This window comes from Liquorilactobacillus ghanensis DSM 18630, from assembly GCF_001435235.1.
GTDB classification, from domain to species: Bacteria; Bacillota; Bacilli; order Lactobacillales; family Lactobacillaceae; genus Liquorilactobacillus; species Liquorilactobacillus ghanensis.
In genome coordinates this window covers 158,752-173,633 of record NZ_AZGB01000018.1, presented here as the reverse complement: position 1 = coordinate 173,633, position 14,882 = coordinate 158,752, and the positions used below count along the sequence as shown (strand labels likewise).

Annotated in this window: 11 protein-coding genes and 1 pseudogene; 5 read left to right on the top strand and 7 right to left on the bottom strand. The window is 38.2% G+C overall.

Translation table 11 applies throughout. The annotated features are described in order from the left end of the window. A pseudogene (locus FC89_RS12575) lies at positions 1-1,620 on the top strand (FIVAR domain-containing protein); the annotation flags it as partial. 93 nt (positions 1,621-1,713) lie between these two features. On the opposite strand, the gene FC89_RS08265 reads toward FC89_RS12575, so the two are convergent. From FC89_RS08265 to FC89_RS08255, 3 genes are all read right to left on the bottom strand, one after another. After that, a complete protein-coding gene (locus FC89_RS08265) occupies positions 1,714-2,571 on the bottom strand; it encodes a DegV family protein (RefSeq protein WP_057872088.1) in 858 nt (285 codons plus the stop codon). A gap of 393 nt (positions 2,572-2,964) precedes the next feature. Next, positions 2,965-4,203 (bottom strand): MFS transporter, encoded by a 1,239-nt coding sequence (locus FC89_RS08260; RefSeq protein WP_157060692.1) that lies wholly within the window; start codon positions 4,201-4,203, stop codon positions 2,965-2,967. 168 nt (positions 4,204-4,371) lie between these two features. Then, positions 4,372-5,775, bottom strand: a complete 1,404-nt coding sequence (locus tag FC89_RS08255) for an NAD-dependent succinate-semialdehyde dehydrogenase (RefSeq protein ID WP_057872086.1) — start codon at positions 5,773-5,775, stop codon at positions 4,372-4,374. Positions 5,776-5,920: 145 nt separating this feature from the next. On the opposite strand from FC89_RS08255, the gene FC89_RS08250 reads away from it, so the two are divergent. From FC89_RS08250 to FC89_RS08230, 4 genes are all read left to right on the top strand, one after another. Beyond that, entirely contained in the window at positions 5,921-6,781 is an 861-nt protein-coding gene (locus tag FC89_RS08250) for a fructosamine kinase family protein (protein ID WP_057872085.1), read from the top strand. Between the two features lie 409 nt (positions 6,782-7,190). Next, positions 7,191-8,393, top strand: a complete 1,203-nt coding sequence (locus FC89_RS08245) for a glycosyltransferase family 2 protein (protein ID WP_057872084.1) — start codon at positions 7,191-7,193, stop codon at positions 8,391-8,393. A 222-nt stretch (positions 8,394-8,615) separates the two neighbouring features. Next, the gene (locus FC89_RS08235; protein WP_057872082.1) at positions 8,616-9,512 is read left to right on the top strand and encodes a polysaccharide deacetylase family protein; all 897 of its coding nucleotides are present in this window, start codon (positions 8,616-8,618) and stop codon (positions 9,510-9,512) included. After that, complete coding sequence (locus FC89_RS08230; protein ID WP_057872081.1) at positions 9,500-10,951, top strand: DUF3329 domain-containing protein; 1,452 nt, start codon at positions 9,500-9,502, stop codon at positions 10,949-10,951. Before FC89_RS08235 ends, FC89_RS08230 begins: the two co-directional genes overlap by 13 nt. A 129-nt stretch (positions 10,952-11,080) precedes the next feature. On the opposite strand, the gene FC89_RS08225 is transcribed toward FC89_RS08230, so the two are convergent. The 4 genes from FC89_RS08225 to FC89_RS08210 form a co-directional block, all read right to left on the bottom strand. Then, positions 11,081-11,791, bottom strand: a complete 711-nt coding sequence (locus FC89_RS08225) for a LutC/YkgG family protein (protein WP_187329664.1) — start codon at positions 11,789-11,791, stop codon at positions 11,081-11,083. Continuing rightward, positions 11,781-13,274: a LutB/LldF family L-lactate oxidation iron-sulfur protein gene (locus FC89_RS08220; RefSeq protein WP_057872079.1), complete on the bottom strand. Its 1,494-nt coding sequence runs from the start codon at positions 13,272-13,274 to the stop codon at positions 11,781-11,783. The genes FC89_RS08225 and FC89_RS08220 overlap by 11 nt, the downstream gene beginning before the upstream one ends. 12 nt (positions 13,275-13,286) lie before the next feature. Beyond that, entirely contained in the window at positions 13,287-14,054 is a 768-nt protein-coding gene (locus FC89_RS08215) for a (Fe-S)-binding protein (RefSeq protein ID WP_057872078.1), read from the bottom strand. 228 nt (positions 14,055-14,282) lie between these two features. Beyond that, entirely contained in the window at positions 14,283-14,765 is a 483-nt protein-coding gene (locus FC89_RS08210) for a Dps family protein (protein ID WP_057872077.1), read from the bottom strand. Positions 14,766-14,882 lie beyond the last annotated feature (117 nt).

The following is a 14,882-nucleotide window of genomic DNA, read 5'->3' as shown; positions in this document are numbered from 1 at the left end:
CCTTTAGCTCAAGTACCTGGAGTTACTAATCATGAACCTAATACAACAATTAAAGCTGCAGCGATTTCTAATTCGCAAGTTGCATTACAATATGGTACATTAAAAGTTGCAATGAAAGGTCCTACCGGTCATGTGTACCCTGCTGGTACTCAAGTAGTACGTCATTCATCAACAGATACTAATTTTGAAACTGATTTCTTTTTGGCAATGGTTTCAACTGGTCCATCACCTATTGGCGGTATGCAGCCTGTTGCTGCTGGTGAAATTAACCCGCAATATGTTACAATTACAAACACAGTCGTAGAAACAGTGCCTGCAGATGGAACAGTTATTTTAAATAATATTACTGAAGCTGATTACAATAATGGCGGAGCAATTACTCCTGCTACTCAGGCTCAAGTTGATAAAACAGCTTTAAATGCTGCTATTTCTAAAGCCCAAGGAATCATTTCAGCAGGTACATCACAGTACACTGACACATCTGTTAATACTATGAAAACTGCAATGGCAAATGCACAATCTATTGCCGCAAACAATGATGCTACTCAGCAACAAGTTGACTCAGCAACAAGTACATTAACTAATGCTATTAATGGTTTACAAGATAATCCAAGTAATCAAAATGGGCAAACTAATGAGAATACACCAGCTAACAAGAATGGCCAAGTTAACGAAAATGGTCACTGGTATCTGTATAAAAATGGTGTTAAACAAACAGGCATGCAGACGATTCCGGAGCAGCATAAGACAGTTTACTATAACTCAAATGGTCAAATGCAGTATGGTCAACAAAAGATCAATGGTCACTGGTACTTATTTGACAAAGCAACTGGCGCGATGAAGACTGGCATGCAGACGATTCCGGAGCAGCATAAGACAGTTTACTATAACTCAAATGGTCAAATGCAGTATGGTCAACAAAAGATCAATGGTCACTGGTACTTATTTGACAAAGCAACTGGCGCGATGAAGACTGGCATGCAGACGATTCCCGACCAACATAAAACAGTCTACTATAATTCCAATGGTCAAATGCAGTATGGTCAGCAAAAGATCAACGGTCACTGGTACTTATTTGACAAAGCAACCGGAGCAATGAAGACTGGTATGCAGACGATTCCGGAGCAGCATAAGACAGTTTACTATAATTCAAATGGTCAAATGCAGTATGGTCAGCAAAAGATCAATGGTCACTGGTACTTATTTGACAAAGCAACCGGAGCAATGAAGACTGGTATGCAGACGATCCCGGAGCAGCATAAGACAGTTTACTATAATTCCAATGGTCAAATGCAGTATGGTCAGCAAAAGATCAACGGTCACTGGTACTTATTTGACAAAGCAACCGGAGCAATGAAGACTGGCATGCAGACAATTCCCGACCAGCATAAGACAGTTTACTATAATTCCAATGGTCAAATGCAGTACGGTCAACAAAAGATCAACGGTCACTGGTACTTATTTGACAAAGGAACTGGCGCAATGAAGACTGGTTTACAGACTATCCCAGAACAACACAAAACTGTTTATTACAATGGCCAAGGTCAAATGGTCTATGGTACCCAGAAAATCAACGGGAAAACTTATCATTTTAACCAAGTAACTGGTGCTGAACAATAAAAAATAGAACTAACTAAAAAGGGGTTAACCATTAATTTGGTTAGCTCCTTTTTGGTGACTAATTCTTTTTAAATTTGAAATTATATTTAGTTATTAATCAACATCGGGCTTTTCTGAGAGCGTAATAACACCAACAGCGTTTAGACCAGTATGAGTCATGATGATCGGACTGGTTAATTCGGCTAAATAATTAGCTTTGCTAGCCGCCGGTAAAATAATATTTTTAAGGCGTTCCAAAAACGCAGGATCTGTACCAACATTTGATAGTGCGAGATCTTGAATCGGATTATTTTGATGTCGCTCAGCAAGGCCTTCACAGAATTTAACGAAAGTTTTGCGACTGCGCCCTTTAACGACAACATCCAGGCTGTTTTCATTCAACTGAACAATTACCTTTAAATTGATTAACTTAGTAATAGCTCCGGCAAACCGACTTAAACGACCACCTTTAACCAAACAATCGAGGTTATCGATCAAAACATTAATTCGTGTTCTTTGATGGATTTCTTGGCAATGCTGTTGAATCTCAGCAGCTGTTTTCCCAGCTTGGGCATCTTGAGCTGCTGCCAAAACTTGAAAAGCCAAACCACGATCGGTTGATTTGCTGTTAATAACGGTAACTTTAGTATCGCTCATCTTTGCTGCTGTCTGAGCAGTTGCAAACGTGCCGCTTAAGACATCTGATAAGACAATAGCTACTACTTCACTGCCATCGGCGCCTAAACGATCATAGGCCTCAACAAAGCGGCCTAACGGAGGTTGACTGGTTTTAGGATATTTGCCAATTCGCAAATTATCAATCAATTCAGGTCGTGAAATATTTTCCCCATCGACAAAACTTTGACCGTCAATTTCAACTGAAAGTGGAACAATTTCAATGTGGTATTGTTTGATCTCCGCGGGGGTCAATTGCACTGAAGAATCAGTTAAAATTTTAATAGATGTTGTCATTAACTCACTCCTTATATCTGCATTTCCAGATAGCTTATTTAGTTTTATTATACTATTAATAGTTTTGCAGTCAATTATATGTAAACTTCAAATCTAGATAAATATCAACCACTCTAGCATCATTATAACAAGAAAGCATGCGGATATAAAAAAAGCTGCAGATAAAATCAAAATTTTATCTACAGCTAATGATTACAGAAACTGGGGGAGTTTCTATAATATGACTAGTGCCAAGATTCCACTTGGGGGGGAAGAATCTTAGCGAAAAAACAAAGGGAAAGAAATGAAAAGTTTTATCAGGTTACAAGTATTACTTTACTGAATAAATGTGAATAAAGTGTGATGTTAAACTTGGAATTTCTTAAAATTTGTCAAGAAATATTTAAACTCTAGTTAATGCTGCCATTTTGGCCGTAAAGTTGGGATCAGCCATAAAATCAATAATAAATTAATCGTTAATGACAAGGCAGTGAAACCAAAAACACCATTGTAACCAAAACGGTTTGAAACAACACCGCCTAACAATGAACCAAGCATACTGCCGAGAGCTTGGAATGATTGATTCCAGCTGAAAATACTGCCAGTTAAGTTTTGTGGAGTACCCTTGGCTAATAATGTTTGAACAGTCGGGAAAAGGGCACCGTCAGAGATTCCGATCATAAAGCGTAAAACGCCCAGCAGCCAAACGCTGGCAACTAATCCTTGAGGAATATACATTACGATCGCAAACAAAAATCCAAATAATAAAACCTTGCCCGGTCCGTGTTGATCTCCCCAAGCACCTAGACGTGGAGCAGAAATTAGAGTTGAGATTCCCGGCAAGGCAGCAATGACTCCGGCAGCAATGGTAATTGGTCCGCTGCCATGCATTAATTCTTTAACATATAAGCTGATAATGGGGGTAATTGAGTTGTTACCCATTTGAATGATCATCGTTGAAAAAAGCAAAACAATAATAGTTCGTGGATCAGCAACTTGGCGCAATAATGATTGCTGCTGGCGAGTTTTGACAGTGACAGGTTCTGGCTTGAAATCCTCATGAACGCCGAACCAGCTTAGGAAAAAGACGATCAGCAATAGACCGCCAGTTAAGACAAAGGTCATGCGAATCGAGAAAACCTGAGCTAATACACCACCGATGATCGGTCCAATCAAGTTTCCCGAAACGTAACCGGTCGTTAAAATGCCCAAAGCAGTGCCACTTTTGGCTTTGGGGGTCTCTGTGGCGATCAGTGCGGTTGCATTAGGAATATAACCAGCGCATAGACCTTGCAGAAACCGCAGTAAAATTAATGTCCAGACTTGATGGACAAAGCCACAGGCACCGATTACAATAGCTAGTCCTAATGAAGAACGCAGCAACATTAGTTTACGACCATGCCGGTCAGCTAGCTTGCCCCACAGCGGTGAAACGACTGCGACTACAAAAAAAGTAACAGCATAAGTAAGACCGCTGTATAGTGATAGGGTGCTTTTATCAAAATTACCCAACTGTTCAACGTAAAGTGATAAAAAAGGTGCTATTTCACTGAAACCAACGCCTGCTACAAAGCAGCCTAACCATAAGACGGCTAGATTTCGCTGCCATTCCGGTAGTTTTTTCAAGTTGAGTTTTACCGGCAAGAAAACCATCTCCAATCAATCAGATAATATTATTATATGCTTCAAATTGCCGGGCAACCAAATTTTTGTTTAAAAAAAGACACCAGTAACCAAAAATCAAATTACTGCTGAAATTATAATCAACAGAACGTTTTTAGGATCACTGGTGTAAGTGCATTTAATTTATAAAGTTAAACTTTAGAACAAGCCACCCTTGGCATTATTGAAGTCTGGATGATCGCTTGTTACGATTAATTTTTCATTAACGAAAGCTTTCAAACCGATACTGCTCATTTCACGGCCGTAACCAGAACGTTTGATGCCACCAAATGGTAATTCTGGCAAGGTGTACAATGGGCTGTTAACGAAGACCATGCCGGTTTCGATTTGTTCAGCAACTTTTTTACCATGTTCTGCGGTACCACTGAACACAATGCCACCCAAACCGTAATGCGAATCATTAGCTAATTCGATGGCAGCTTCTTCAGAACTTACCCGATAAACTTGTGCAACTGGACCGAACATTTCCTGATAGAAAGCCGGATTGTCTTTGGCAATGTCAGTCAAGATAGTTGGCTGGAAGAATTGTCCTGGTAAGTCGATCGGCTGATTGCCAAAGTAAACTTTAGCACCAGCAGCTACAGCATCATCAACTTGCTTTTGCAAAGTTTGTTTTGCTTTAGCTGAGGATAATGGTGCCAAGGTTGTCTTTTCATCCAAAGGATCGCCAGGTTTTAACTTGTCAAATTCTGCCGCCATACGTTTTAAGAATTCATCATATAGACTATCTGCAACAATGAAGCGTTTGGAAGAGGTGCAGACCTGTCCAGCATTATAGGCACGTGCTCGAGCGGCAGTCTTAATAACTTGGTCAAGATCAGCATCAGCCAAAACAACGAAAGCATCGCTGCCGCCTAATTCCATTGAGGATTTTTTCAGATATTTGCCGGCTGCTTGGGCAACGGAACTGCCACCGCGTTCTGAACCGGTTAAGGCAACGCCCTGAATCCGTGGATCAGCGATCACTTGATCAACTTGATCATGGCTTAAAAATAAATTTGTTAAACTGCCGTCAGGTGCTCCGGCTTCTTTAACGATTTTTTCAAATTCAACAGCTGAAGTTGGGGTGTTGGAAGAATGCTTTAAAACCATTGGGTTGCCAACCATAAAGTTTGGTGCAAAAACCCGCATTATTTGGTAATAAGGAAAGTTCCAAGGTTCAACCATCATTAAAACACCAACAGCTTCTTTAACGACTTGAGCATCGCCTGCTGAAGTTTTAATAACAGTCGGCTGTAAGCCAGCTTCACTATGATCAGCAAAGTAATCTGCGATCAAAGCGCATAGTTCAACTTCACCACGTGCTTCACCGATTAGTTTACCCATTTCTACAGTCAGCACTTTAGCCAATTCTTCACTTTTTTGCCGCATTAAATCAGCAATTTCGTGCAGTTTAGCCTGCCGTGAGCTGACAGGTTCTTTTTTCCATTGATGATAGAGGTTATCACCTAAAGCCAAAGCGTTTGAAATTTCAGCGTCGGTGGCGTTAGGATATTCCTTGATTAGTTCATTATTGTATGGATTGATTGTTTTGTATGCCATAAAAAAAGTTCCTCCTTATAAACTGGTCCGTACAGAGTAATTAATTGGTACGTACTTATTATATATCCACAACTTTTTCAATTGCAATTGATTAGTTTTAATTTAATAAAACAATATGGAAGTTTTAACAAAAGGAAGCGATCTCATGGATGAAAAATGGTTAACTCAATTGCCGATCAAAGAAATAACATCTTGTCAGCGTGTGGGTGGTGGTGATGTTAATCAGGCTTATCATTTGAAAACTAAGATTAAAGATTATTTTTTATTAGTTCAACCTCAGCAACCTCAGAGTTTTTACCAAGGAGAAATAGCTGGTTTGCAGGATTTTCAGCGAGCAGGAATTCTGGCGCCGCGAGTGGTGGCTAGTGGTCGTATTCAAGGGGATGCTTATTTGTTGCTGAATTATCTAGCAACGCAGCGTACCGGTAACCAGCAGCAGTTAGGTGCTTTAGTAGCTAAGCTGCATCAGACTGCCAGTCCTAATGGTAAATTCGGCTATGATTATCCATACGCTGGCACAAGCATTGCTTTTGATAATGCTTGGACAGCTGATTGGGTCGATCTTTTCGTTAAGCGGCGGTTAGATAAGCTCGCACAACAGCTTAAACAAGATCGAATGTGGGGAAAGCATGAAAGTCAACTTTATACAGCGGCACGATCGATAATTATCGCCGCTTTGACAGCTCATTCTAGTCAACCGGTTTTATTGCATGGTGATCTGTGGGCTGGAAATTTTGTCTTTTTGACAGATGGTCGACCGGCTTTAATTGATCCGGCAGCTTTGTATGGTGACCGAGAATTTGATCTGGGAATAACAACTGTTTTTGGCGGCTTTACAGCTGATTTTTATTCCGGCTATCAACAAGTCTTGCCATTGGATCAAGGCTACCAGCAGCGATTAAGTTTTTATCAGTTATATTATTTAATGGTTCATTTAAATAAATTTGGCAGCAGTTATGCAGCCAGCGTTCAGCATTTATTGGAGAAGATTACTTCTAATAAGTAATTAGGTATACAAATATAAGGAGATCGATGAAACTATCTTTAGATTTTCATCGATCTTTTTTTTATGTGTTGCAAAATACTAATTGCAGTGGCATATATGCAGCATTTTATTAAAAATGAATATTTGATTTAGCAATAAAATAAAATTCTTAAATTTCAAGATAAGTATTTATAAAATAAGGGTAATATGTTAAACTTCTATCAAATGGAAGGAAGATGGTTATATTATAAAGAAACTTCAAATGTAAAGATGATGTTGTTTGATTCTTAGATTTTTTGTCGGTTAATTAAGCTTTATGTCGGATGTGTAGAATGATAAATAAAATTAGTCATAAAATTAATTCAATAATTAGTTAACAATATGTGAGTAACAAATGAATCTTTTTGCGAAGAAACGAAAGGGTAAAATAATGATAGGAATTTTTGAACTGTATTATCCAATATTAATGTCATTTATTTGGATATTTGGCTCAATCTATTTAACAGTGAGGAAAAAAAAGCAGGTTGAAGTGGCAGATCCTGCCAGCGAACCGACTGTTGATATTTTTATGGCTTGTCATAACGAAGAAGATTTGCTTTATCAATCAGTTAAATCACTTAGCAATCAAAATTACCAAAATTATCGAATTGTATTAATTGATGATGGAAGCGACGATAAGACATTTGAACAGATGGAATTAGCCAAACACGATTTTGATAGTCAAATTGAATTGATTAAGTTAAACGTCAATGGAGGAAAGTCCCATGCGCTAAATACAGCTTTGAACACCAGTCAAGCAGAGTTTGTCTTATGTGTTGATGCGGATTCAATTCTGAATGAAAATACGTTAGCACTGATGGTTCGCGAATTGGCAACTAAACCGGATTTAGCTGCTGCCACCGGACGACCAATGGTACTTAATAAAAATAAATTGATAGCTAAATTACAATTTATTGAATATTTTTTAAATATTGATTTTATCAAGCGTGCTCAATATTACTTTGGTGGTTTGATTCTTACAGTATCAGGCGTCTTAACCCTCTATCGATCTGAAACTCTAAAAAAAGTCGGTGGGTGGAATGAACAGGCGCTAACGGAAGATATAGATGTTACTTGGAAATTTTATGACTTAGGATTTAATTGCGGTTATGTACCTGAGGCGCTGTGTTACATTCGCGTTCCTGAAACAGTTAAAGGTTTTCTCAGACAGCGTATTCGCTGGGCTCGCGGAGGATTAGAAGTTTGGCATGATCATATTTTTAAATTACCGTCTTTATCATTTGGCAGAAGATGGTTGTTGTTGGATATGACATTAAGCTACCTTTGGATTTTTTTAGTATCTTTATCATTGTTGAGTTTAGCCATTAATTATCAATTCCTCGATAATTTAAATTTACGACTGGATACTTTTTGCGCTTATTATGTTGTAACGATATTATTCTACATTACAGCTAATTTGATGAATAAACACAGTGTAGCAAAGCAGCACTGGAAATTATTGGGAATAGTTCCAATTTATTTCTTCTTTTATTGGTTAAATAATATTATTTCGACAGTTGCTGCATTTTACCATTTATTTGATCGGAGGGAACAAGTTTCATGGAGAAGTTCAGACCGGGGAAGATTGCAATAAGATTCATTGGATATGCTATTTTGGCAATCATACCGATAATGTTGTTTACGTTACTTATTTTATTTTTAATGCATATACACAATGAGCGTCTTGTTGATCAGTATATAATTTTTAATTGTAATTGGGGCAACTTGATGCAAACAATTAAGGGGACAGGATTAATTATTCTTATTGTTAATATTTTAGCTATCATGAATAAAAAAATGATTGGGCGAGAAATCCATGAAAAACATTAAAAACGGTTGGCATATAGTTTATATACTGATTTTTGTTGTAGCGGTGTTATGCAGTATCAAATTGGCATATTCGCAAAAGGTTATTGACAACGAAAGTAAAAGTGAGCTCTCCACGAGAAGTTTTCCGAAAAATCAGGAAAAACGTAATGGAATCCAAATTCTTTGCTATCACCGGATAGTTAAGGATAATTCGTTGACAAATGTCACTAAGAAGTTGTCTAATAACGATCAAATCCATGAGTATAGTGTAACTTTACCGACTTTTAAGCACCAAATTAGAACTTTAAAGCAACATCATGCCAGAATTATTTCAATGAAAACAGCAGAAATGATGATGAAGTCAGGCAAAAAATTTAAGCATCAATATGTAGTAATTACATTTGATGATTGTGATCAGACTATTTTTGAAAATGCAGTTCCTTTTTTAGAACAGCAAGGAATTCCATATACAATGTTTATTGTTACAGGTCAAGTTGGCAATTACAATCGTGGAAATCAAATGGAAGATTGGTCTAAGATTCAGTCACTAAACAAAAAGTCTAAATTAGTTACTTTTGGTTTTCATAGTAATAATTTTCACTATCTTGTTGACAACAAACCAGCTTTAACGCTGCCAGAAAACTATCAAGCATTTAAGAAAGATCTCCATGAGTCACAAGAGAAATTTCAAAACAAACTGCATATAAAATCTAATTTATATGCTTATCCTTATGGGAAAGCAACTGATCGAATTCAAGATTATTTGCAAAAACATGGTTATGTTACATTTTCGTTAAATATGGGGATCATTGATAATGATCGAGATACGAAGAAAGGGGCGCTTCCCAGAATTATGGTTACTAATAAATCCTGGAAACAAGGGGTTCTAAAATGGCTAAGGTAAGATCATTAAAAACTATTAAAGTTATAATGTTGTTGATCGTATGCTTACTGACCGGATACTTGTTCTATCATTTAAATAAACTAATTGGTTTTATGGGTGATGATTTTCTCTACCATTTTCAGTACAATGGCGAATGGCCATCTGCAAATTCTAGCAGTATTAACAACCTTTGGGACCTTTTGGTATCTGTCGTAGTTCATACACAGACTTGGAATGGCCGGTTTGTCGGTGACTTTTTCATTCAAGCAGTAATGCAGTTTCCTAAAATAGTTTTTAATATTATTAACAGCCTGGTTTTTGTATTAGTAGGGGTCTTAATAAATTTATTTACTGTAAGGAAATTCAGTGAAATCCGGTTATCATCTTTGTTGTTGACATATTTATTGATAGGATTGTTGGTACCTGATTTTGGGCATACAATGTTTTGGATGTCTGGTGCATGCAATTATCTCTGGATGACACCTATCTACTTGGCTTTTTTGTTGCCATTTCGTTGGAATGTGGAAGATAGTCAAGTTAAGTCACCGCATTTCTTTACAGCAGTGATGATTTTATTAGGAATCTTATCCGGTGCTTCTAATGAAAACATCGGTCCAGTTATTGTTATTTTAGTTTATATCAGTTATCTTTCGGATGACTTAGGAAATCGGCAGAGTTATAAATATTGGAGCTTCTTAGCAACTGTTTTGGGAATGGTGATCATGCTGCTGAACAATAGTGGAGAAGCTTTGAACCAAAAAGGTCATGCGTTTCAAATTCTGAATGTTTTGGGGACAACAATTAACTATAGCAGATATTTATTAATACTGATGATAGTCGCGTTTGCTGGCAGCTATTATATTGTGCGGAAAAAACGACTTTCTTTCGTAAGTGATGATCTGTTATTGTCTGGACTCATTTCTTTTGGGGCTGCTGGGGTATCAGTAGTAGCATTATTTCTCTCACCACAGTTGCCAGGTAGAACTTGGTATGGAGCTACGATCTTTGGTATAGCTGGTATTATAATGCTATTAGAATTTTTACGAAACTATCTGCCTAAACTGACTATGACGGCAGTTATTGGGTTAAATTTAGTTTGTTTAATAATAACAATTCCAGGATATTTAAGATTAACAGATGAATTCTTGGGAGCTTCTGATAGTTTTAGGACAGAAACTGAAATTATAGAGGCCCATCCTAACAAATTTGCCAAGGTTCCAGGAATTAGAGGCATAAAAACCGGGTATAATCCATACTTGGGGACTGCCTATCTAGAAAGTGGCGGTCAACCAAATGAACATTGGGAAAATGAATGGATGGCAAAATATTATCACAGTAAAGGAATTATTTTAGATTTAACAGTCCCAGTTAAACAATTTAAGAGAGATTCATTAGATAAACTTGCTGAATCTTTTATTAAAACTCGTTGGGCATCTGTAGGTACTTTTAATAATCAATAAGTTAGATCTGATCCAATTAAACACGCACATGTTTAATTGGATTATTTTAGTTCATAATAAATAATAAAAACTGTGTCAAGAATTGATTTGACACAGTTTTGTGTTGGCTAAACAAATAAGTTGGAATAATTATAAATCTTCAACAACCATGTAAGTCATATCAAGCGGTCCATGAACTCCCACTACCAGCACCATTTCAATATCACCGGAGTTGGATGGTCCTGTGATTAGATTAATGTTGGAAGTTGTTAATTCACCACTCTTGATTTTCTGTTCATAATAAAGCATTGCTTGCCGACTGCGTGGAACGATTCGACTTTTTGGAATAATACTTAGATAATGAGTCGGCAAAAAATGAAATGCACGACCTTGACCGGGAACGGTTGCAACAGCGATGGTTCCGGATTCAGCCAACAGAAAATCAGCAAAACCGATAGCACCATCAGCATTTTGAGCTCGTTGAACATTAGTTTGCCGATCAGCTCTAGGTTCCCAATAAGCGGTATGTTCGGTTGAACGTTGATTCTGCCAGTCAGCCAAACTGAATTTTTGCCAAAGGTCAGTTGTTGGCAAAATCAAATGCTGAATATTTTTGTGTTGCAGATAATCGTTAATTGCAGCAGCTAGATTTTCTTTAGCAGTAGTTCGAAAATCAACGTGAACTTCTTCACTGCTGTGTCGAGCAATCGCCAGCAGTTGATCTTGAGTTTTGCCAGAAAGTGTTGATTCCGGCAAATTGTTCAATGGCTTAAATGGGTGATTAGCTAATTGATGACGCGGGCGTTTAGCATGAGTAGCAATATTATTTAAAAAAGCTTCTCGGTTTGCCTTATCCATTATCATGCTCCTCCTTTGCTTGAGCTTGTTTAGCGGCTTGATGTTTTTTATACCAACTGCGGAAATTCTCTGAACCTTTGGCAGGTCGCGGCAATGAACGAACATCAGTCCAGCCCTTAGCTAAACTGGGAGCCCATTCAATATGACCATAATGGAAGAAATTGTCAACGGAGGTCTTACTCTTTTTAGCTAAAGGTGCTGATCCAAGGTAACCGCCTTTCAAAGCAATATTAAAGACGATCGGAGTTGCAGTTGCTACTCCGGCACCTTTCATTAATACGTTGTTAAAGCTGTGATCGATCTTCATCTTGTCCATCATGACTTCGCGATGTTTGATCAGGAGCTTATGCAATGGAATTTTTACTGGGCAAGTATCAGTGCAGGCAGCATTTAAGCTGCAGGCAAATGGTAAATCTTTAAATTTCTCATATCCTCCCAGAATTGGAGATAAAACTGCTCCGATCGGTCCGGGATAGATCGAGCCATAACCATGCCCGCCAATATGCCGATAAACCGGACAAACGTTCAAACATGAACCACAACGGATACATTGTAATGCTGGTTCAAAATCGGTTCCCAAAGCTTTCGAGCGACCATTATCTAAGATAACAACATAAAAATCTTTAGGACCATCGCTTTCATCAGCAGTTTGTGGTCCGGCAAAGGTACAGTAGCTGGTAAGTTTTTGACCAACCGCGCTGCGTGAAAGCATATTATCCATTACTTCGGCTTCTTTGAGACTGGGAACGATCCGCTCCATGCCCATTACCACGACTTGAGTGTCAGGGATGGCCATCGTCAGATCAGCATTACCTTCATTAGTAACCAAGTTGATCATACCCTGATCAGCAATCGCAAAATTACAGCCGGTAATACCCAAATCAGCTTCCAAGAAGGAGCGACGCAGATAATGGCGAGCAAATTTAGCCATTTCACCTGGCTCGTTGCTGCCTTTATAACCAAGTTTTTGGAAAATTTTTCGAATTTGATCACGATTTTTGTGCAAAGTTGGAAAAACAATATGGGTCGGTTCATCCCAATTATCTTCTTCAAGAATAAATTCAGCCAAGTCGGTCTCTAAGACTGAAGTATCTGGTAGCTTCAGCAGTTCTTTATCCAAATTGATTTCGGTGGTAACCATTGATTTTGATTTAACGATCTTATGGGCTTGTTTTTGCTGAGCAATTTTTTTGATGTATGCAACGGCGTCTTTATCAGTTTGAGCAAAGAAAACATGACCACCGCGTTTTTCAACATTATCGCTGAATTCTTCCAGATAATCTGGTAAATATTTGATCACATGCTGTCGGATTTGTTCGCCTAGATTGCGCCAATCCTCCCAATGACCAAGTTCTTTACGTGAAGCTGGCCGTTTTTCCCACTGGGCGTCTTGCGCTTTAGCGACAGATTTTTGCATGAATTTATCAGCTTCTGATTCTTTGATTCTGGTTAAAAATGGTTCATTGCTGGTTGAAAGTGTTGCCATTTTGCTGCCTCCTTAGACATTTACTGGCTGATCAGCGAAACGGATTCGAGCTGGGTCAACATTGTGATTTAATACTTCAGCAATATGCATGATCTTGATTTTTTCGTTTCGACGACTAAAGCGGCCGGCGATATTCATCAAGCAGGAGGGGTCAGCACTGATGAGGACTGAGGCTTTGGTGCTAAGGATATCGTTGACTTTTTCATCGACCATCTGCCGCGAAATTTGTGGTTCCTTAACGGAAAAGGTTCCCCCGAAACCACAGCAGTTTTCAGCGCGCGGCAATGGAACTACTTGCAGATCTTTGACATTGGACAGTAGTTCGTAAGGAGCTTGCCGTTCACGTAATAAACGAGTCATATGACAGGAACGATGATAAGTGGCAACGGCATCTAGTTGAGCGCCGGCATCGCGGACACCTAGTATTCGATAGAGAAACTGCGAGAATTCATAGGTCTTATCGGCCATGGCCGCAGCTTTATCAGCATATTGCGGGTCATCTTTAAGCAAGTTTTTATATTCGCGCAGCATAGCAACACAGGAACCAGCGGGCCCAACGATATAGTCAGCATCGGAACTCATTAAAGCATCAACTTCATTGTGGAATACTTTTTGAGTTTCTTTGTGATAGCCGCTATTATATGTAGGCTGACCACAGCAGATTTGTTTGGATGGGAAACTGGTTTCACAGCCGAATCTTTCGAGCACCTCGACCATCGCTTGACCAATGTTAGGAAACATCAGATCAACGATACAAGTCGAAAAAATTGCAACTTTCATTGCAGACACCTCCAGTTAAATGGCTGTCCGCTGTGATAACGGGCAGTGTTTTTATATAGTTCTTAGAAAAGAATATTTCAAATTTATTATAGCGCAATTTTACATAAATTAGAACGTTTAAAACTTATTATGAATAATCAAAATATTTACTGATTGAACTGTTAAGAGCACAAAAAAACTGAAAATGATCGATTTGATCACTTTCAGTTGAGATAGGATATATAATTTTTAATCGTTTAAAGGCGCTTGATCAAGGAAAGCGCTAATCATCCAAATAATTTTATCCAAATCACTTTTATAACCATTTAGAATATCTTGTGTCGGGAAATCTTTTTCTTCATCAGTGATTTCGATACCTTGTTGATATTGATCACGAAGATATTTGAACTGTTCAAGCAAGCGCTTCATTAATTCGGGTAGTTTGTATTGCCCCCAAGTTATTTCTTCATCAGGAAGCTTAGTGTGTTCAATAAACTCATGGGTTGTTGCCAGTGGTGAACCACCCAAAGCAATAATTCGTTCAGCGATAGTATCCAATTGATCTGCCAATTGATCTTTATAGTCATCCATCAACGGATGCAAACGAAAGAATTCAGAGCCGCGCATGTACCAATGTGTTTGTTGAACATTAACTTGCAACTGACTTAAATCAGCCACCAGCTGGTTTAGGTGTTGTAAAGTAGCAGGGAAATCGTACTTTTCTTTTATCATTTAATTAGACCTCCTTCTTCATTAATTGTACGTGACCACAACTTTTTCTTCAATTAAAGCGCTTCTTTACATCGCAATAATTAGCAAAATAAATAATTTAAGGACATAATAAAGTAA